The 20,890-nt window shown below is 40.9% G+C and carries 14 protein-coding genes; 8 read left to right on the top strand and 6 right to left on the bottom strand.

Features of this window, described 5'->3' with window-relative positions; all coding sequences use genetic code 11:
• The first annotated feature begins 313 nt into the window (after positions 1-313).
• Both BLQ81_RS11115 and tnpA read left to right on the top strand, forming a co-directional pair.
• Positions 314-1,297: a polysaccharide deacetylase family protein gene (locus tag BLQ81_RS11115; RefSeq protein ID WP_092730031.1), complete on the top strand. Its 984-nt coding sequence runs from the start codon at positions 314-316 to the stop codon at positions 1,295-1,297.
• A gap of 283 nt (positions 1,298-1,580) precedes the next feature.
• Entirely contained in the window at positions 1,581-1,940 is a 360-nt protein-coding gene (gene tnpA, locus BLQ81_RS22735) for an IS66 family insertion sequence element accessory protein TnpA (RefSeq protein ID WP_245693242.1), read from the top strand.
• A gap of 371 nt (positions 1,941-2,311) precedes the next feature.
• Here the strand turns inward: tnpA and BLQ81_RS11125 are convergent, their stop codons facing one another.
• Both BLQ81_RS11125 and BLQ81_RS11130 read right to left on the bottom strand, forming a co-directional pair.
• On the bottom strand, positions 2,312-3,280 hold the full coding sequence (locus tag BLQ81_RS11125) for an MraY family glycosyltransferase (RefSeq protein WP_092730032.1): 969 nt from the start codon (positions 3,278-3,280) through the stop codon (positions 2,312-2,314).
• Positions 3,281-3,436: 156 nt separating this feature from the next.
• Complete coding sequence (locus BLQ81_RS11130) at positions 3,437-10,624, bottom strand: PKD domain-containing protein (RefSeq protein ID WP_092730033.1); 7,188 nt, start codon at positions 10,622-10,624, stop codon at positions 3,437-3,439.
• A 736-nt stretch (positions 10,625-11,360) separates the two neighbouring features.
• Here BLQ81_RS11130 and BLQ81_RS11135 point away from each other — a divergent pair.
• From BLQ81_RS11135 to BLQ81_RS11155, 6 genes are read left to right on the top strand one after another with little or no spacing between them, the layout of a single operon-like run.
• Complete coding sequence (locus BLQ81_RS11135) at positions 11,361-12,311, top strand: polysaccharide biosynthesis protein (protein WP_092730034.1); 951 nt, start codon at positions 11,361-11,363, stop codon at positions 12,309-12,311.
• A 4-nt stretch (positions 12,312-12,315) separates the two neighbouring features.
• Positions 12,316-12,990 carry a nucleotidyltransferase family protein gene (locus BLQ81_RS11140; protein WP_092730035.1) on the top strand — a complete coding sequence of 225 codons (675 nt, stop codon included), beginning with the start codon at positions 12,316-12,318 and terminating at the stop codon, positions 12,988-12,990.
• A gap of 22 nt (positions 12,991-13,012) precedes the next feature.
• Positions 13,013-14,890, top strand: a complete 1,878-nt coding sequence (locus tag BLQ81_RS11145) for a carbamoyltransferase family protein (RefSeq protein ID WP_092730036.1) — start codon at positions 13,013-13,015, stop codon at positions 14,888-14,890.
• Between the two features lies 1 nt (position 14,891).
• A complete protein-coding gene (locus BLQ81_RS11150) occupies positions 14,892-16,049 on the top strand; it encodes an SGNH/GDSL hydrolase family protein (protein WP_092730037.1) in 1,158 nt (385 codons plus the stop codon).
• Position 16,050: 1 nt separating this feature from the next.
• A complete protein-coding gene (locus BLQ81_RS22275; protein WP_175454217.1) occupies positions 16,051-16,200 on the top strand; it encodes a DUF5989 family protein in 150 nt (49 codons plus the stop codon).
• A 12-nt stretch (positions 16,201-16,212) separates the two neighbouring features.
• On the top strand, positions 16,213-16,581 hold the full coding sequence (locus BLQ81_RS11155) for a hypothetical protein (RefSeq protein WP_092730038.1): 369 nt from the start codon (positions 16,213-16,215) through the stop codon (positions 16,579-16,581).
• A gap of 234 nt (positions 16,582-16,815) precedes the next feature.
• Here BLQ81_RS11155 and BLQ81_RS11160 read toward each other — a convergent pair whose 3' ends face one another.
• The 4 genes from BLQ81_RS11160 to neuC are packed head-to-tail and all read right to left on the bottom strand — an operon-like array spanning position 16,816 to position 20,856.
• A complete protein-coding gene (locus tag BLQ81_RS11160) occupies positions 16,816-17,811 on the bottom strand; it encodes a GDP-mannose 4,6-dehydratase (protein ID WP_092730039.1) in 996 nt (331 codons plus the stop codon).
• A gap of 7 nt (positions 17,812-17,818) precedes the next feature.
• Positions 17,819-18,880 carry a nucleotidyltransferase family protein gene (locus tag BLQ81_RS11165; RefSeq protein ID WP_092730040.1) on the bottom strand — a complete coding sequence of 354 codons (1,062 nt, stop codon included), beginning with the start codon at positions 18,878-18,880 and terminating at the stop codon, positions 17,819-17,821.
• Positions 18,870-19,757 carry an NAD-dependent epimerase/dehydratase family protein gene (locus BLQ81_RS11170; RefSeq protein WP_092730041.1) on the bottom strand — a complete coding sequence of 296 codons (888 nt, stop codon included), beginning with the start codon at positions 19,755-19,757 and terminating at the stop codon, positions 18,870-18,872. The genes BLQ81_RS11165 and BLQ81_RS11170 overlap by 11 nt, the downstream gene beginning before the upstream one ends.
• Entirely contained in the window at positions 19,714-20,856 is a 1,143-nt protein-coding gene (gene neuC / locus BLQ81_RS11175) for a UDP-N-acetylglucosamine 2-epimerase (protein ID WP_092730042.1), read from the bottom strand. The genes BLQ81_RS11170 and neuC overlap by 44 nt, the downstream gene beginning before the upstream one ends.
• Between the last annotated feature and the right edge of the window lie 34 nt (positions 20,857-20,890).

The raw sequence follows: 20,890 nt of genomic DNA on the forward strand, positions 1-20,890 counted from the left end.
ATAAACCGCCTTTTTAAACTAAAAAACAAGATAAAAATATGAGCAAAAGGAAGAAAGACCCCAATGAGTATCTACGTTTTGTTCACAATCAAACTCACCAACAAGGTTTTAGCTCGCTAAACTGACGGCTATTGCCTTACGGTAGATAAATCTGAAGACTGCATTATCGTAGGCACAAGTTTGAAAACTTGGGCCAATCGGGACAGGGGAATCATTCAGTTCGGATTATGGAAATATTTGCGTCTCGAATAATGAATCACTAATATTCGAACGCTTTCTTCATCCACTGCCCTTTTTTATTCTTTCGCCAAAAATGAAATCCGGAATATTTACCATTAGCCTTGACTTCGAACTTCTTTGGGGAATATTTGATAAGGTTGGTGCGCGGTACAAGCCAGAGTATTTTTCGAATACCCGTAAGATCATCCCCAATATGTTGGAGCTATTTGGCAGCAATGGAATCTCGGTAACCTGGGCGACTGTAGGCATGTTGTTTGCCGAAAATGAAGAGGAATGGAAGTTCTATTCCCCGGCTTACCTTCCCTCCTACCGGGACAAAAAGCTATCGGCATACGAATGGGCCAAGCTTAACGGAATACGTCCGGAGGTTCATTTTGCCCCGGAATTGATTGGCCAAATCTTAGCTACACCTTTTCAGGAACTGGGTTCGCATACCTATGCCCATTATTACACGCTGATGCGGGGCCAAAGCCCGGAACAATTTCGGCAAGACCTCAGGGCCACTCAAAAAATCGCCGAGGATAAATTTGGACTCAGGATGAAGTCCCTGGTATTTCCCCGAAACCACATAAACGAGCTATACCTGGGGATTTGCCTTGAAGAAGGCTATGACTATGTCCGGGGAAATCCCAAAAACTGGTTTTGGCAGGAGACCCAACATGAAAGTTTCGAGAAAAAGCTATTTCGGTCTGCGGATTGTTTTTTCGAGGTGGGAGAAAAATCATCTTTTGGAATTGATGAGATCCGGGAATTTGACAATGAGCCTTTGATCCTTCCTGCTTCGCGGATTCTCAGACCTTTAAACCCACTAAACCCGCCTTTTAATTCCGTTCGCTTAAGAAGGATTTTTAGAGAAATGGAACTTGCCGCAAAGCATAATGAAGTCTATCATTTATGGTGGCATCCCCACAATTTCGGAAATGCCCCTGATCAAAGTATGAAGGAATTGGGTCAGTTGATCCAGCATTTTCAGAAGTTGCGTGAGCAGTATGGGATGGAGTCTCTGTCGATGGCAGGAATGGGAGAAAAAGCAAAAAGTCGGCTTTTGACGGTTTAGCTGGGTTTTGTTGAGGGCTTGGGATTTGGTCAAGAGCAGGCAGTTGTCCGCTGTGGGGGTGACCCGGATCCAAGCTTGGGGGATTAATCTTGACAGGGCTGATAAACAGGTCTGCTGAAAATCCATCTCCGTTTCGCTGGCAATTGTATCCCTCCGAGGAACTACATCTTGATGTGCTTTGCTTTATGAGCTAAAGTTGCGTGATGAACAAGACAAGTATTGAAAGTATCCCTCCGAGGAACTACATCTTGATGTGCTTTGCTTTATGAGCTAAAGTTGCGGGATGAAAAAGACAAGTATTGAAACCTACTATGAGCTGTTTTACAGATGGCAGCGATCAGGATTGAGTAAAGCTGCTTTTGCGGATCGAGAGGGGATTTCAAAAGTGAGTTTTTATTCTTGGTGCAAAAAGTTTGAAACCAAAACCGACTCACCTGGTTTTCAAGCAGGGTTTTCCAGAATCGAATTGGCTGAGGCTACTGAGATGACCGCAGCGATGTACTCCTTCATGGCCAGCTGCAAAAAGAATAACCTCAATGAATTTGACTGGCTCAAAAATGTCTTTGAAAGAATCCAGAGCATCAACCACAAAAGCCTCTACCAACTGTTACCCTCAAACTGGAAGAAATACCGACCTATATGATTTTTTTTAACTTACAATATGGGTTGGTCGGAGGGATACGTTTATTTCACTCAAAAAAGGCATCCTAAGTTTTTAAAACATTCAAAAAATACCCTATATAGGGTATTTACATCCTAATTTTTTTAATCCACCTTTGGGGCGTGTTAAGTTTTAAATCAGGCAATAGCCAAACTAAAAGGCCTCTGGATTCCAGAGGCCTTTTTTATTACCTGTCGAAAACTAAAAACAGATTGTGAAAAATCAACTCAAGCGATCAACACAATGAGAGATTTTTTTTCAATTATTTTTTAAGGTCATAAAAAACCTTCTCACAAGGTTAATAATCTTCCCATCAGGAGCCATTCATGCTCAATCCAATTGCTCAGGAATTCCTATTTTTCAAATACCTGATATTTTTTAATAAGTGGAACTTTTATCGCCAAGTAAATTAGGGCTGTTGCTATCAGAATGGCAGCTGCTACTAATGATGTAGGATAAGATTGGGGATAAATGAAAAAAATCACATTAACACAGATTTGAATAAATGCCAAAGCTAAGGCTATCAAGACATGATCCTTTTTCAATTGATTTGCGAAAATTTGGTAGAGATGCGTTCTGTGGGGTTGAGCAACATTTTCTCCTCGAATTAGACGCTGTCCCAACGTGATGAAGCTATCTGCTCCATATACCAAAAGGAAGAGGATAATGGTCCAGTTATTTGAAGCCAAGTACCACTGCACTAAAAAATAAATCATCAAATATGCCAAAGAAATACTTCCTATATCACCTGCAAACATAATTGCTTTTTTACGCAGGTTGAAAATAAGAAATACCAAAATTGCCAAAACAATATATTGAATCAGACTTTCATCAAAAACAGGCATATATTCATGAATGGCCAAAAGGGATCCAAAAAACACCAAACCATACAGTCCGGTAATTCCGTTAATTCCATCCATAAAATTGATGGCATTAATAATACCCAAAGACACAAAATATAAGATGGGCAAAACCCACCAGGCTTTTTGATCAAAGACTCCCAAATCATAAAAAGCCATAGAAAGTGCCAGAAATTGAACACCAAAACGAAGTTTTCTGGAGAGTGTGAACATGTCATCCATCATGCTGACTACCGAAATCCAAACTAAGCCTAAAACCATCCAGGTGTTCAAAAAATCAAAAGATACCCACCAAAGAACAACTGCTACAGGAAAAAGGATACCCCCTCCTCGGACTGTGGGTATGGTATGGGAGGATCTCTCATTAGGTTTGTCAATAATATTAAATCTTCTTGCCAGTCGTAAATAGACTAATCCAACCAATAAAATCGTCAGGAAAACAAGGGAATTACTCAACATCATATGTACGAACTAACACAAAAACTTTTCGATTTCATTTCAATATTTTAAGATTTGGTCTAATTGAACGAAATCAAAATTGACCCAAATTAATATGCGAGTTCCTTTTCTGGAGATTTATAGATAGAGACGAATTCTTAAATAAATAATTGGAAACAGTTAACGGATCAATATAAAGACTCCTGATTTCTCAATTCTATCTCCCCCCCTAGTCATGAAAACACCTCTATAAACATAATTTCCATTAATTGCTGGATTGCCATTATGAAAACCATCCCAGCCTCTATCCTCAAGTGATTCTGCCTTATAAATCAATTCCCCCCAGGTATTAAAAATATAAAACTCCATTGAAGAAACACCTCGGTGATAAGGTTTGAAATATTGATTTTTTAGTCCATCTGGAGTAAAAGCATTGGGAACCATAATGGTATAGTCAGCATTTACGGTGATTACAGTTTGGTAGATTGAAATACACCCTATCGTATCAATAGCCGTCAAGGTAACAATATACTTGCCTTTTTCTTGAAATTGGTGGGTTGGATTTTGTTCTCTACTTGAATTTCCATCTCCAAAATCCCAGTTCCAAATCAAAACATTTCCAACGGAAAGATCTTCAAAAAACACATCTTCCTGAATCTGAACAATAGTATTTGGAACTAAAATTCCATCACCCAAATCAAATTTATATTCAAAATTCGCTACAATTTCTTTGTCGGCAATTACGACTCTGATTCTCTGGTTCGGATTCCAACAGCCAGTTCCTTTTAATGATGAACTTACTCTATAGTCACCTGAAAAATTCACTTCGTCAATTTCATCAAGTCTCATTGAAACTCCAGATGGGCTCACCACATTGTAATCGTACACTTCGGGGTTGAACCCTTCAATGTAATCTGTCAAATCTACTGTCCCAAAAGGATCACAAACTATGGAAGGATTTGAAACTCTCAAGTTGGGGATAGCATGTACTGTAACTTGCACAGGCTTCGGAGAAATTCCGCAGATACCCGGACCTGTGGCCATGATGTAATAAGTATAAGGAGAATTGGCTGCTGGCAAGCCTTCAATGTTTAATTGCCCATTTGGAGAAATACTATAAGTTACATTGCTTACTGTTCCATTGGAAATCTGATTATTCCCTGCTGCATCAAAAGACCAAGTATAGACCGGATTAGCAATATTGGATGGCAAAGTAGGTGTCAGCAACCCAGTTTCGCCTTCACAGATCACGTCATCAGCAGCGCTGATGGTACTTGGTATCTCATTCAAATCCAGAGAACCCGGCACTTTGTAAACACAGCCCTGATCATCTGTGATTTCAAAATTATAAACTCCTTCTCTAAGGTTTGAAATAGTAAGAAGGCCTTGTGAATTAAGAGTCAGGGTCCGGATTAAGTTACCATTTTGAATTACGGCAATGGAATACGGCTCATAACCTCCTTTAATTTCGAATCTTACCTCTCCGTTGTCGGTATCACAAGATGGATTATCTAAAGCAAGGTTTTCCACTACCAAAGCTGCTGAAGGACCTGTGACTACGATATTGTCTAAAGTTACACTACATCCTTCAACAGTCCTTACTTCTAAAGTATGAATACCTGTAGGAACTTTGAAGGAATTAAAGTTGACAAAAGCACTGCCATTGAGGCTGTAGGAATAAATTCCTGATCCCCCGCTAGCATTTACTTGGATTGTTCCCCCATCGCCAAAACAAACTTCATTGGCTATTTGAAGGGTTGCAGTAGGTATTTCGTGAACCTTGACAGCACCAATACCTGTGAACCCTGGACAAACACCAGCTCCAGAGGCTGTGACATAATAGTTGTAATCAGATGCTGCCGCAGATAGTCCGGATATCGTAAGCTGTCCATTTGCTGGATTGATCTGATAGATTACGCCATTAGGGCCGGGTACTGGACTGCTGTTGATCGGCAATGTTTTAGCTGCATCAAAGAACCATTGAAAAACAGCTCCAGGTGCTAACGGATCAAGCTCAGGGGATAAAACCGCTGTTTCTCCAAAGCATATCTCCACCTTATCAACCAGTATCTGAGTAGGGCCATCAACCATAGTAACACTATTGGTTGTTACAGAACAGCCTTCTTTATCTCTGACTACGATATAATAGGTGCCAGGACGATATCCATCAAGTGTGATTTTGGAAAGGGTAGTGTTTTGAGAGCCTTGACTTAGGCCATCTTTGAAAACTTCTATGGTATATGGTACCCATCCTCCTGTGATTGTGAGTTCAAGTTTACCATTGGGTGCGCCACATCCCGGATCTATTTTAGTAAGTGGAGTTGCAGCCAAGGGGCCTTGAGGTCCCTCGATTTCAAAAGCAAGGGTCTGAGCACAAGTTCCGGCAGGTGTATTAACTATTAATGTATAGTTACCAAAAGGCAGATTGAGGGCTTCTATTGCTGCTTTTGTGGTAGGAGCACCTGAGTTCAAGCTAAATGTGTAAACTGGTAATTCATTTGAAATTCTAATTTTACCATTGGAGTCACCAAAACAAACAATAGGATCTGTCACAACCTGAACTGTAGGTGTCTCAAATACAGAAATTTCAACTTTCAGTTCCGCTCCTGTGCAGACTACATAGAAGTAGTAGCTATAATCCCCTGCTGGCAGACCTTCGATGACCAATTCAGGATTTAACCAATCTGTATCATCAATTGTATATTTTACTCCAGGCCTTGCGGGATCAGGTCCGTTTTGGATAAGTCCAGTTTGCCCGGGCCCCGTGTACCATCTCACCTCGGTTGCAGCTGCCGGAGGCAAGGAAGGATCAGGAGCTAAATGGACCGGACGAATCCTTACAGGATCCACAGTACAAGTATTAATAGGTGGTACCAGTTGGTATACAGGATCGGAGGATTCCTCAATAAAAAAATCGAAAATTGCCTCACAACCCTGCAAATCCGTCACTTTTAAGTAGTAAGTATCAGGGGCTAAGTCCAATGCTTGGGTAATAGTGCCGGCAACTAGTGGACCATTCACAGACCCCTTCCTCCACTCCACTTGATATCCTCCCCAACCACCCGAAATAACTAAGTCCCGGATATTCCCATTATTAAGATTACAGGAAGATCTTTCTATTGTGGGCTGATTGATAGCTATCGGTTCTGTAGGGCTTTCTACCGTTACGGTTGTTGTATATGTACAGGAAATATCATTCCGTATTTCAATGATATAATCTCCAGGTGCCAGATTCAAATACGACAAACTTTGAGTAAAAGGTGAACCGTTAATACTTAATTCAAAAAATCCATTTCCTCCGGTAGGATTAATTGTCAGCGAACCATTAGTGTCTCCAAAGCAAGTAATTGGACTTACATCTATGCTTGCAGTGATGCCTGACAAAACTTCTACTTCTGCCAATTCAATTATAGTACATAGCTGTGGACCCGATACCTCCATAAAATACTGGTATGCTGGATTTACCTGAAGTCCAGTAATACTCAGAGTGCCAGTTCCAGCAGTGATTTGGTAAGAAACTCCGTCTGCGTCAGTTTGTCCCGAAATAATTTCCTGAGTGGCAGAGGCATCTTTAAACCAACGGATCTGGAAAGATCCAGCCGTAGCAATCTGGGGTATTATCGTCGCTGTATTACCTACACAGATCTGAATATCCATTGGATCTATGGTGACAGGATCAAGTGGATCGTTAACTAGAATTAGTGGTTGGGAATTGAAAACGCAACCCGACGCATCAGTCACTTGAACGACATAGCTATCCGGCGCCAAATTTTCTATCAGGTAATTTTCTCCTGTTTTCGTAAGGTCAAAGTCGGCAATTGGAGTGTTGTTGATCATCAAAGTATAGCCGGAAGTGCCACCCTGAACTGTAAATGAAAAAGAACCATTATCAAGGTCACAATTCGGGTTGTTCTGATCGAGATCAATAATTTCCAAAATCTGCGGTTCGGTAATTTCCAAGTTAGCCACCACAGTATCACAATTACTTACCTTATCGACTATTCGGATCTGATAGGTCCCTGCCTGTAAATTTTCGAATATGTTCGAATCCTGTGCTCCGGTATATCCAAGAAGTTCATAGGTGTAATCCGCCGGATCCAAACCTGTAGCCATAATAACTTCCAACGCTCCATCCCCACTTTGATAGCAGGTCAGATTGGCTATTTCCACCTTTTCGATTACCGGATCAGGAGATACTACAATTTCAACTCGCTGATCGGGCTGTGTACAGATATTTGTTCCTGATATGGAAAGTATAAACTCATAAGTACCTGGTGCTAAGCCGGAAATTTGTAACTCAAGTGGAGTCTGGGGATTTCCGTCATCTTGGAAGGTATAGGTGATACCAGCAATTGTGGTATTACCCGTCAGAACATTTCCCAGATGGTTGGTCCATGTGAATACGGGTTGGGAGTTACTTAATTCAATGATTTGAGGTTGAACAATGGCTGTTTCCCCTTCACAGATAATCAAATCATCTACTTCAAAAACAGGATTTGGAAGTTCTGTCAAATCAACCGGAAGAGAACTGAATTCGCAACCATTGGCATCAGATACAGTCAAGACATATCGGCCAACAGTGAGTTTTGTAAAGGCAAAACTAGCATTTGGGGTTTGAGTTAAAATAGGATTGGATACGACAGCACCATCTCTGGTCAAATTTTCAAAAGTATAAGGCGGTGTCCCTCCACTTGCTTCCCAAGTGATAAATCCACTATCATTGATACCACAGGATATTCCATCTGAAGCTATTAAAGCGAGAGTTATGGGAGACGAAGGACCAGTTAGGGTAACCGGCTGTTGAATTGTACAACGGGTTGCCGAAGTGACTATCGCATTATAATTACCCTGTGGCACACCCTCAAAAACCGCAGTGCCCGCATTAATCGAGGAAGGAGAAATAATCTGACCATTAGCAGTATTTACAAGTGTAAATGTATAAGATGTTGTTCCCTCTCCCCCAGAGGCAGAAAATTCCACTTTTCCTCCTTCTCCAAAACAGAGTTCTGGACTTACACTTATTCCCGAGATTTGGAGCGGAGACTGAATAGGAAGAATAGTGAATGGAATCACATGTCTGAATAAAGGCAGTCCATCGCTACCATTTTGCCCAGACCGAAATTCATCTCCCAATTGAAAAATATAATCTCCAGCAATTAATCCACCCTGTATAATTTCGCTTTGACCCGGTGTCAGGAAAGTCCAATCCACTACAATTGCCCCTGCTGAAGAAAGAATTCGCCATTTCTCGTTACCTGCTGTACCATTTGAAGCCACACCTGTGACTGCAAGATTATTTAGCCTTACTCTTATAATACCCAATTCGGCACAAGTCTCAGGCAAAGGTGTGTCTTGAAAATCAGGATTAAGATTTGGAACGATATTGATTATTACTGATTCTTGCGCAATTCCGATACAGCTGAGTGTTGTAGTGACCTCAACCGCATAATCACCAGCTTGGGTAGCCAGATAAGTTGTATTTGTAGCGCCAGGGATTTCCACTCCATTTCGAATCCATTGATAACTATAAGCCGGGTTAGTTTCACTGGACTCCAATAAAACCCTGACATTTCCAACCTCCTGTTGTTCCCATACTAAGGGATCAAGCGTAGTAATTATAGGATTAGGTTGAGGATTGATAATAATTGTGATGGGCTTAGGATCAGAAACTTGACCGAAATTGTCCGTAGCGGTGTAATACATGGTAGTCACACCAGAATACCCAGGTTGAGGAACAAACCTAACCTTAGGTAACTCAATCCCACTTTCCTCGACAAGAAGCACCTCGAACTGCCCCGCCAATTCACCGGTGACATCATCATAAGCTGGTCTTGCTGTCCTCTCTGGACGGCAAAGCAAGTCAATACAGTTACCAGTAGGGCAATAGACCGTTGGAGTGGACAGAGGGGAAGTTGGGAATGGTATACTAGTCCCACTTGCAGTAACCACATCTAGTGCTTCTTGGATATCGTAGTAAAGCTGTAAACATCGGATAAATGCGTTTGCCGCATCATTTCGAAGCTCTACATCCAATTCAAAAGTATTGATTTCCCCTTCGCAAACCTCTTCCTTCAATGGCTCAACAATCGGTTTTTCCAATTGATCTTCATTGGATACTTGGACAGTTACGTTTCTAATTTCATGAAAATTTGTTTGAATTCCTGTGGCTGCAGCAAAACCAACTTTCAAAAGCTCTGGGGCTGGAAAAGGATAATTTATGGGACCATTGAAAACATTTATCAACCTAATCCCTCCAAGACCTGAATCATTTACCAAAATTTGAACTTCAATTGTATAACCCTGACTTCTGTCATTAATGTCAATAGGGTTTAAGTCGATAAAAACCTTTCTAAATCCCTCATCTGGACATGAACCTGAAAATGAATCAGTATCTAACTCAAACCTATCCGGATGGAGATAGGGAGTAGCATCCGCATACAAATCAGGACTACCCGATATTTGGTATATCCCTGTAGAAGCAGGGTCAAAAATTCTTCCATCAATAAATTTATAGGAATCCCAACGCGGACCTACAAATGCAATTCCAGATTTCCATGCATTTTCCCTGTCTCTATTCTTTAAAGGAACTGAAAGGTCTCCATCTGAAGGCCCTCTCACTACTACCGAATGCTTAAATAAAGGTCTCATTGGAGTATTAGGACCATCAATAGGATTTTCCATTCCTCCATTCCTTCCATCTCTGGAATTTCCAAAATTCCCTAATTCGTCAAAACCTATACCTAAGTAGGCTCCTTTAAGTCCTTGAGAAATTAGATTTGTTTCAACGCCAAATCTAACGGGAGTATAACCAAGAGCTCCTCCAGTTCCCCCAATCTCAAATTCGCCTGATGTAATTGATCCATCAAACATAAAAAAGCTAAATCCATCAGCTCCGGTCCCACCCCAACTTGAAAATTCAAAAGAAACTTTAAGACCAAATGCAGATGAAAATGGAATGTCCACGAAAACATAACCATTTTCATTTTCATTATTGGATGTCAGTTGTAGCGAATTTCCTGTTAGTAAAACGTTAGGATTAGGCGCTCCCCCCATCAAAGTTCCATTCCAAATTGCATTGGGTCTTGGATCAAAGCCTACAAAAGTCTCACAAAAAGGAAATCCTTCACGAATTGGAATCACGATATCGCTAGGGTTGAGAATTCGGGCGTTTTCTCTTTGGACTAAGGTATCTGCGGTTTGTACTTTTGAATCGACTGATTTTAAGGAAAGTGAAGAAGTATTCTCTGTAAAAAATGTTGAAATTGGAAATATACCAGTCAGCACAGAATTTAAAGCAAAACTTGCTCCCCAAGCACTAAAAAGTAAGGCAGCTAAGACTGCTATTTTTTTGTAGACCTTTACCTGCATGTAGTATTACCTCCTGACTAACAACTCTATAAATTTATCCTTTCAGATTCAATACCAAATCTTATCAAAAATAGCACCACTTTGATTCAATTCAACTGAATCCAATATTTTAAGAGTTTAAAGTTAGTGATGTACAGACGATCCACTCCTTTTGAGCAGATCTTTTTTCGGTGAAAAATTCTATCTGACCCTGTGAAAATTCAAATGCCTGAATTTTTGACTAAGGAAACATCCTGGCGAAACACACAGCATAATATTCTTCTGCACAACCTACGTTTTGGATGGATTCGTTTTTGTTTTCCTTAAGAAGAGTATTAGCCGAATGAAGCTCCATTTCAAAATATCTAAGCACTTTTGGAAAAAAAGTAGAATATAAGGCAGAAACAAATGGGTGTATAAGACCTTTAAATGGCCCCCTTCAGACTCCATTTGAAAGAAGTAAAGACATATTTGCTTGAAAGTTTCGTGTTTCTTGAGATCACGATCTCACATTTCATTTTGATACGGCTCTGCATATAGCAATGCCAAATTCCGAATCATATTTAATATAACCTTAGAGCTATATTTTACAGATAAAATCTAAAATATAGCTTCTATTAAACCTAACCATAAGCCATAACTGGCTAAAAATAAATCCTGGCTTTGCTTAGTTTAAAGAAGAAAAACGGAGGAAGGAATCTATAATTGCTGTGATTGATTAGATTTGCACTGGAAAAAATATAAAAGAAATTCTTAGATGAAAACAATTTTAATTACGGGCGGTACGGGATTTTTAGGTAGAAATCTCGCTTTAAAGCTTAAAAACGAGTATCGGGTAATTTTGACCGGTAGAAACAATAAGCAAAACCTTTTTGCCACCAAGTATACAGGCTGCCAAGTTGCACCATTAGACATTACCAATATTGAATCAGTACGGGACGTTTTTGTTGAATTTAAGCCGGATATTGTCATCCATGCCGCTGCTACAAAATTTGTAGATCTTGCCGAAAAATACCCGATGGAATGTGTGGATGTAAACGTCTTGGGATCTCAAAATGTAGCTAGAGTGGCTGTAGAAAGAGCAGTTCCTTCAGTGATCGGGATTTCCACTGATAAAGCTGCTCCTCCCGTCCGTAACATTTATGGGATGTCCAAGAGTGTAATGGAACGGATATTCTGTGCTATGGACGGAAAAACGACTACGAAATTCACTGCTGTGAGATACGGAAACGTTGCTTGGTCCACGGGGTCTGTATTACCTATCTGGAAAAAAATGCATGAGGAGACAGGGATTATCGGCACTACCGGTCCTGAAATGAGAAGATTTTTCTTCAGTGTCGACGAGGCAGTTCAATTGGTAATCACAGCTATGGATAACATTGATCTTGTCAAAGGCAAGGTTCTTTCAAGACATATGAAAGCCGCGCAGATTGAAGACATTCTTCAAACATGGATCGAAGAAAAAGGTGGTTCATGGGAAAAAATAGATGGCCGACCAGGCGAAAGAGACGATGAGTTTCTAATTGGCGATCTTGAACTTCCTTACACTGAAGAAGTAATGATGGGCGGTATCAGGCATTATCTAATTTCCTTCAACGACAAGGTAGCAAATCCAATATCTTTTGGGCTTTCGTCCGCCAACACGGAACGGTTGAGCAGAGAAGAAATTCTGTCTATCATCAATAATCCCCCAATAGAGGAAAGATAATTAGATGAGTAAATTACATCATGCATTAATTATGGCAGCGGGCAGAGGGACCAGAATGGCTCCTCTTACCAATATCATTCCTAAGCCAATGGCCCCATTATGGGGCTCCACGCTGATTGCCAATGGTATTCAAAAACTATTGCCTCATGTCCCACAGCTACACATTACTGTTGGTTACAAAGGGGCCGAGCTAGCCAAACACGTGATTGAGCTTGGGGTACATTCGGTATTCAATACAGAGGGTAAAGGAAATTCCTGGTGGGTTTTCAATACCCTGATGAAAAAAATTGATGAGCCAGTTTTAGTTTTGACCTCCGATAATGTAACTGATCTCAATATCGACTTGATCCTAGATGAATACCAAAGACTAGGACAACCTGCATGTATGGTTGTACCCGTGGTCCCAATTGAAGGCCTTGTTGGTGATTTTATTCATCATGAGCGGAATTTGGTTTTGAAGTTGGACAGAAATGATCCAGCCCCCACCTATTGCTCAGGTATTCAGGTGATTAACCCATTCAAAATCAATCAATTAATAGAACCAATGGAGGATTTCGGTGACTTGTGGTCACAATTAATCCAAATTAATCAACTCTTCAGTTCCTCAGTTTTACCTGACAAATGGTTTACTGTAGACACTTTAGAACAGCTAACTAAGATGAATAATCAAAAAGCTTAACCACTTTTTGCAACTCACTGCTATGCACAATCATTCAAAAAAAATACTGGGAATATCAGCCTTCTACCACGATTCTGCTGCTGCCATCATCGAGGATGGGAAGATTATTGCAGCTGCTCAAGAAGAGCGATTCACCAGGGACAAACACACCCCTGACTTTCCTTTAGAGGCAATTCGCTACTGCCTTGAGGAATCTGGTTTCAGCATAGATGAGCTGGATGCAGTAGTTTTTTATGATAAACCGCTACTTAAATTCGAGCGGTTGTTAGAAACCTACTATAGGTTTTCTCCCAAAGGATTTCTTTCATTTGCCAAGGCCATGCCTGTGTGGTTAAATGAAAAAATGTTTTTAAAGAAAATGATACGAGATGGGCTTAATGAAATTGAGCCTTACAGCCGCAAAAACCTAAAATTACTTTTCCCCGAGCATCATCTTTCTCACAGTGCAAGTGCCTATTACCCTTCGCCGTTTGAGGAGTCAGCAATTTTAACGATTGACGGAGTAGGAGAATGGAGCACGGCTTCCATTAGTCATGGAAAAGGTTCATCCATAGAAGTGTTGAAAGAGTTAAACTTTCCTCATTCAGTCGGATTACTTTATAGCGCTTTCACCTATTTCTTAGGTTTTACGGTGAATTCCGGCGAATACAAATTGATGGGACTTGCGCCATATGGTAATCCTGAGGCTAAGGAAACTTCTGATTTTGAGCAGCTCATTAAAGATAACCTAATTAAAATCTTCGATGATGGCTCCATTTGGCTAGATCAAAGCTATTTCAATTATGCTACCGGGCTTCGTATGGTCAAGGATGATAAATGGAAAACCCTATTTGGTTTTGATCGAAGGGATTCTGAAGATGAGCTCCAGCAGCACCACTGCAACCTTGCCCTTGCCATTCAGCGTGTGACAGAAGATATCGTAATCAAAATGGCTTTAGAAGCCAAAAAACTTACCGGTTCCAAGAATCTTTGTATGGCAGGTGGAGTAGCGCTCAACTGTGTAGCCAATGGAAAGCTTCAGGCAGCCGGGATTTTTGATGAGATTTATATTCAACCTGCTGCGGGTGATGCGGGAGGGGCATTGGGTGCAGCGTTGGCTGCCTATCATTTGTATTTTTCGAAAGAAGAAAGAAAAGTCACCCGTCCGGATGCTATGGAAGGTTCCTATTTAGGCCCATCCTATTCTGACAAAGAAGTGCTTCAAGTCATCCGAAAGGTGAAAGCTGTCTACCATCACTTTACCGATCTCAATAAGATGAATGAGGTGGTTGCAGGTGAACTGGCAAAAGGTCAGGTAGTGGGATGGTTTCAGGGAAGAATGGAATTCGGACCCCGTGCCTTGGGAAACAGGAGTATTCTGGGGGATGCCAGAAATCCTGAAATGCAAAAGAAGCTCAATTTAAAAATCAAATACCGAGAGGGATTTCGTCCTTTTGCCCCGTCTGTTTTGGCGGAGGAAGTAGGGAATTATTTTGATTTGGACAAACCTTCACCTTATATGTTGTTGGTTTCACCAGTTAAGGAATCCCGAAGGACTACCTTGCCTACAAATTATCACGATTTGGGGCTTTGGGAAAGGCTTTATCATGAGCGCAGTGATATTCAGTCCGTAACGCATCTGGATTTTTCTGCAAGAATTCAAACTGTGCATGAGGAAACCAATCCAAGGTATCATGCATTGATTAAGGAATTTCAGCGACAGACCAATTATGGACTAGTTGTCAATACCAGTTTCAATGTGAGAGGAGAGCCTATCGTCTGTACTCCACATGATGCCTATCGCTGCTTTATGAGTACTGAAATGGACGTGCTGGTCATCAATGATTTTGTGTTTATGAAGCAGGAGCAGCCAGATTGGGAAAATCGGGAAAAATGGGTTGTAAATTTCAAAATGGACTAAAATGTCACTTGTAAATAAGAAAGATATTCGGTCTTTTTTCTTGATTACGCTGCCTACTATTTTGGTGATGTTAATCATCGTGGAAATTATCTTGACTTGGGTAGCTCCCGTGGCTGATCCATTTGAAAGGTACAAGAATCCGGATCAAACGCAGTCGAATTACATTGAGTCTCAATTTAAGCCCAATTCCAAATTCACCTTTGAAATTGAGCAACGACTACCTGATATGGATTCGGTGGTGATATTTACCACAAACAATATGGGTTTTAGAGGAGATTCTATTATTCTGCCTAAACCTCAGGAAGAGTACAGAATTTTCATAGTAGGTGGAAGCACCACTGAAAATTTATTCATCGATGATTCTTGGGGCCTGGAAAGAAAAGTTCAGGAGGCGCTCCAGGACTCTTTAAAATCTAAAATCGTTAAGGTTTACAATGCGGGAAAATCAGGTGATGGAAGTCCGGATCATCTGGCGATGTTAGCCCATCGGCTCACACACTTACAACCTGACTTGGTAGTATTATTTCCCGGAATAAATGATTTAAATCGACTTTTTGGGGGGTATGATTATTTACATTTTCCAAACAGAATTGCTTCGGAAAAAACCTCGATCCTGAAAAGTTTAAAGTTTTTCCTGAGCAATTTCCAATTGTTTAGGAGATTGATCAACGTACTCAATCAAGAAAAACCAGATGCACGGACTTCTATTTTTCTTAAGACAAATTATGCCGATAAGGTAAAAGAGGTAATGGCATTGCCTTTGGTAGAGGAGCTTCCGGATGCGGATTTTGGGATGTTTAGAAGGAATATTTTAAGTTTTGCAGGCATATTAAAAGCTCAGGGCACGGACATGCTACTGCTGACACAAACCCACACCTGGGGTGATATTTCAGATGAATTTCTTAAATCCAATCATTGGATGGTCGGTGTGGGAGATGTCAGGTATCCCGAATCAAAGTTAGCCGTGGCCTTGGGGCAGATTAATGGGATTTTGCTTAGTATTGCGGAAGAGCAAAAAATTCCTGTGTTGGATCTCGAAAAAGAAATTCCCAAAACTTCCGATTATTTCTATGACGACTGTCATTTTAATAAAGGTGGAATTAGTAAAAGTGCCGAATTGATTTCGGCTTCGATAGTGTTAAATTTTAAAACTGATTAATATGGATTTTCTCAAAGATCTCTGGTCATTTATGAAAGAAAGGAAAAAGTTTTGGCTTGCTCCTGTGATCTTCATTCTGTTGCTGTTGGGAGTACTGATTATTTTTGGTGGAGGAAGTGCATTAGCTCCGTTTATCTACACCTTATTTTAAAGCAAGCTATACATGAAACCTTTAAAAAGTAATCCTGCACAAACAGTCTTGGTCATTTGTACCGGTTTGGTGTTGGTCTATTTTATTTTTGATCTGCGCTGGGTTCTTTACTTGGCATTTGGACTGGGACTCTTGAGTATCCTTTCTACATGGGTCAGCAAGAAGGTAGAGTGGGTTTGGTTTAAACTTACCTATCTGCTAAGTCTGATCGTTCCCAATATTTTGTTGGGCATGATCTTCTTTTTATTTCTTACCCCAATTGCCTTTTTGGCTTCCTTATTTGCCAAGAAAGACTCGTTTCTATTAAAGAGACCGAAAGAGTCAGCTTATCAAGTAATAAATAAAAAGTATAGTGCCGCAGATTTGGAAAATCCATGGTAGATTTTTTAGTAGATTATAAGAGTTAAGGACTAAGTACCACAAACTGTTTAATCGTTGAAGTGACTAGTTGTTAAGAGGGAAGCGGAAATAAAGCAAACAAAAAGGGCTGCTACATTCATGAATGTAGCAACCCTTTTTGTTTGTCCTTCAAACTTACAAACTCCTTCTTTTTAACAAGTTATGGTTCTTATAAAGGAATCAAAAGTTGAAAAGTATCTATCCCCGGAATGGAGATTATACTGCATAAACAGATGGGTCGATTTCAGGTTTGTTGACCCTCATAAATTCCACTGCATTGGAAAGCCCCTGCTCAAGTGAGAATTGAGGTTCCCAGGCAAATAAGCTTTGAGCCTTGGAATAATTACAGATAAGCTTCATCACTTCGCTTTTTTCAGGACGGATTCTTTGATTTTCTTCGATGACAGGTTTGTTGGTTCCACAGATTTTTTGGACCATTTCCACTATTTCACCTATAGTCACTCCTCTACCCGTGCCGACACTGACCACTTCACCGGAAGTATTATCTGCCAAGGCTGCCATCATGTATCCTCTTGCGGTGTCTTTGACATAGAGCATGTCTCTTACTGGATCTAAAGAGCCCAGGCGAATTGCCGGAGAATCATCACTGAGGACTTGGGAAATGATCGTAGGGATAACGGCTCGTGTGGATTGTCTGGGGCCAAATGTATTGAAGGGTCTGAAGATGCATACAGGAAGGCCAAAAGAAAGAAAATAGCTCTCAGCAATCTTATCTGCACCTATTTTGGTGGCAGAATAAGGGGATTGTCCCTGCATGGGATGTTTTTCGTCTATAGGGGCATAGAGTGCTGTGCCGTACGTTTCAGAGGTGGAAGTCACCAACAGCTTACCGGTCTTGTGTGAGCGTGCTGCCTCAAGCATATTTAATGTCCCTGTAATATTGGCAGAGACATATGCTGCAGGTGCCACATAGGAATAGGGAATTCCGATCAAGGCTGCAAGGTGAAATACGATGTCCTTTCCTTCAGAGAGCTTATTCATCAAAAATCCATCCTGAATATCACCAAAGACAATACGGATGGAATTAAGCACGTCTCTCTCAAGGAATCTTAAATTAGAGATATGGGAATTTGAATTGTAGTGTACCAATGCAGTGACATCGGCACCTGCTTTTACAAGTTCTTCGGTTAAGTGGCTACCTATAAAGCCACCTGCTCCAGTTACTAGGACTTTTTTACCTGTATAATTCATTTTTTCTTCAATTAAAAAGATTTTTATAATCCAAATTAGCCTTCTCGTAATCCTGGTGTTGCCCGATATCGAGCCAATATTCCTCGATTGGGAATGCTACCACAGGATGATTTTTTCGCAGCAGACTCTCCATCAGATCGGTGATATCATAGAAAGTCCCCTTTGGGATAAGTTCCAAAACTTTGGGACTCAACGCATAAATTCCTCCACTGATCCGAAACGAATAAGTGGGCTTTTCCAAAATAGATGTCACCTGATGTCCTTCTGTTTGGATGACACCATAGGGAACTTTGGTCTTGTAGGAAGCACTTCCTATGGTCAACTCAGCCTGCTGCTCCATGTGAAAATCCAGGACTGTCTTATAGTTAAGGGAAGTGAGTAGGTCACCGTTCATAACCAGAAAAGGCAGACTCAACTGATCTTCCAAATATTTGACTGCACCGATTGTACCCAGTTTGATCTCCTCTTTGAAATAGCGGATGTTCAAACCAAACTCAGATCCATCTCCGCAGAACTCTTCGATATGATCAGAAAGGTAATTGGTACAAAGGAAAATATTCCGGAAGCCAAAGAGATGCAGTCGCTCCAGGATAGTCTGAAGGATAGGCTTATTTCCTACTTTGAGCAGGGGTTTAGGGATGTTTTGGGTCAGTGGTTCCAGTCTTATTCCTCTCCCTCCTACCATGAGAACAACGGGGTTTTCGACAGGTGGGAAGCTCTTTTCTGGATCGGGAGAAAGCAAGTGTAAAACCTTTCCTTCCTGATCACATACCGGAATCATTTTAAACCCCTTTTCTTCAAAAAATTTCAGATCAACTGAAGCTTGTTCGTGGGTGGAAATAAAGAATGGATGAGCGTTCATCAAAGCAAGGATGGGTTCGTCCAATTGAGCACCATTTAAAATCCCCCTTCGGATATCCCCATCGCTTACAGAACCAATGAGCTTTTCCTCGGGGTCAACTACAAACAACAAACCTTTCTTGTTTTTTTCGATTCTCCCCATTGCCTCTCTTACTGTACTGGAAGGGAATGCAATGAATTCTTCCATCCTTTTTTTATCAATGAGCATAGTTTACCAATTCATTTACATAAGATTCCAGCGTAAACATTTCTTCAAAATTGGTCAAATTTCTAAAACGATCATCAGAAATTGAGCGCATGTTATCATAAGGTTTGACGGGCTCAAAGTTGCGCTGGTATTTCACCCTAAATTTCTCTTCAAAAAGGTCTATCAGTTGGTGGATATTGAATTTATCTTTTCCAATAATGTTTAGGATAGGATCCTTGATTTTGTCATAGTTATCCAAAACCTGAACGATAGCTTGGCAAAGGTCCTCCACATGCAGAAAGAATCTCAACAAAGAGCCATCGTTATTGAAATCTAAAACCCGATCTGATCCTGCCGTTCTTTTGAGGTAAGCGAATACCCCTTTGGGTTGGGTGGAGCCATAAATGTTTGATAGCCGAAGAATTAACCTCCTGTCATCCGGTAAACCATTCAGAATCAATCGTTCCGCTACCAATTTAAGCGTGGAATAGGGTGTTTCCGGGTTGCAGGGAGAGTTTTCTTCCGCAAAATCTCCGGATCCATAAACACCAACACTTGAAAGCTGGATCAATACGGTGGAATCTGCACAGGCCGAAACCAAATGCTGAATACCCACTGTATTCTGCGCAAGGCACGATTCGATAGGCCGGGTAATTTGACCTGTCAAATTGATCACAACATCGAATTTCGCATTCCTTATTTGGTCAAAATCAGGACAATGTTCTAAATCGACCCTAAGGCTACCGGGATTTTTTGCGGACCTGGAGGCGGAGTATACCCTTGAAAACCCGTGGGTATTTAACTTTTGGAAAAGATGGGAACCGATGTACCCTTCTCCACCCAAAAGGAGGATTTTACTTTCCTTCGTAAAAGATTTTCTGAATACTGACAGTGGCAAGGTCCAGGTTTTTTAGAATTTGGACAATTTGATCAGCTGATTGGCCTTCCCCATATGGGTTTTTAATTTGGCTGACCATCTTTCGGAAATCCTGATCAAAAAGCGCTTTTTTTATAGCTAATTGTATTTGGGATGCATCGTTGGGGACATCAATTACATTGGCTGCACGTTCCCTTCCCATTTGTCTGTTCCCGATGTTTACTGCCGGAATTTTCAAGGTTGGGGTTTCGTGAATTCCGGAACTGGAATTACCTACCAATGCCCAGGCATTTCGGTACAAGTTAACGAACTTGAGTGTAGGTAACGAAGGGATCCAGGTGAAGCCGGAGGATTTGATTTCCTCGATGATTTTGGAGTGTCCTGCATCGTTATTGGGAAGAAGAAATACAACCTGAGCTTCAATAGTCTGAAGCGCCTTCATTGTTTCTCTAATCTGGTCAATGGAAGACATTGCTTCTGTAGTCACCGGATGTTGGATGACCAGCACAAATGGCTTAGCAAAATCGAGCCCAAATTCCTCTTCAAGTTCTTTAGGGTCCATGCTCGGGGTATTGACCAAGACATCAATGGATGGGCAACCCACTACATAAATGTCCTTTGGATTTTCACCCAATCTCACCAACCTATCGCGTGCGTCCTCTGTTGCGGGGAAGTGGATGTGGGAAAATTTGGACATGGCATGCCGGATGGATTCATCGATACTGCCAGTGACTTCTCCTCCTTGAATGTGAGCTACAGGGATATTCATGTGGGCTGCAGCTACTGTCACTGCGAAATTGCCTCCGATATCAAACCCTGAGAGTACAAGGTCCGGCTTGGATTTTTCAAGCTCGAAGGTGACATCTCTCAGTACTCTAGCCATGGATCTAACCATCTCAGCACCGGAATCCGGGGCATTAGAATCAAACATGGGGATTTTGGCATCGATGGTAAAGCCATCATTTTCGATATAGTTGACATCTTTTCCATGTAAATCCAAAAGACAAATGCCTGTGACTACCAGGTAGATTTCAAAAAAAGGATCAGCCTTCATTTTTTCCAAAATAGGCTTATATCTACTGTAGTCGGCTCTTCGCTCAATCAATACAAATACTTTCATTTATTAGTTATTAAACAGTTTTGAAAATTCAGTT

Source organism: Algoriphagus alkaliphilus (assembly GCF_900103735.1).
GTDB classification, from domain to species: Bacteria; Bacteroidota; Bacteroidia; order Cytophagales; family Cyclobacteriaceae; genus Algoriphagus; species Algoriphagus alkaliphilus.

Coding starts and splice junctions, on each gene's coding strand:
- neuC (WP_092730042.1), bottom strand. CDS start 20,856: ATGAAAGTATTTGTATTGATTGAGCGAAGAGCCGACTACAGTAGATAT.
- BLQ81_RS11130 (WP_092730033.1), bottom strand. CDS start 10,624: ATGCAGGTAAAGGTCTACAAAAAAATAGCAGTCTTAGCTGCCTTACTT.
- BLQ81_RS11160 (WP_092730039.1), bottom strand. CDS start 17,811: ATGAATTATACAGGTAAAAAAGTCCTAGTAACTGGAGCAGGTGGCTTT.
- BLQ81_RS11145 (WP_092730036.1), top strand. CDS start 13,013: ATGCACAATCATTCAAAAAAAATACTGGGAATATCAGCCTTCTACCAC.
- BLQ81_RS11165 (WP_092730040.1), bottom strand. CDS start 18,880: ATGCTCATTGATAAAAAAAGGATGGAAGAATTCATTGCATTCCCTTCC.
- BLQ81_RS11125 (WP_092730032.1), bottom strand. CDS start 3,280: ATGATGTTGAGTAATTCCCTTGTTTTCCTGACGATTTTATTGGTTGGA.
- BLQ81_RS22275 (WP_175454217.1), top strand. CDS start 16,051: ATGGATTTTCTCAAAGATCTCTGGTCATTTATGAAAGAAAGGAAAAAG.
- BLQ81_RS11115 (WP_092730031.1), top strand. CDS start 314: ATGAAATCCGGAATATTTACCATTAGCCTTGACTTCGAACTTCTTTGG.
- BLQ81_RS11155 (WP_092730038.1), top strand. CDS start 16,213: ATGAAACCTTTAAAAAGTAATCCTGCACAAACAGTCTTGGTCATTTGT.
- BLQ81_RS11150 (WP_092730037.1), top strand. CDS start 14,892: ATGTCACTTGTAAATAAGAAAGATATTCGGTCTTTTTTCTTGATTACG.
- BLQ81_RS11140 (WP_092730035.1), top strand. CDS start 12,316: ATGAGTAAATTACATCATGCATTAATTATGGCAGCGGGCAGAGGGACC.
- tnpA (WP_245693242.1), top strand. CDS start 1,581: ATGAAAAAGACAAGTATTGAAACCTACTATGAGCTGTTTTACAGATGG.
- BLQ81_RS11135 (WP_092730034.1), top strand. CDS start 11,361: ATGAAAACAATTTTAATTACGGGCGGTACGGGATTTTTAGGTAGAAAT.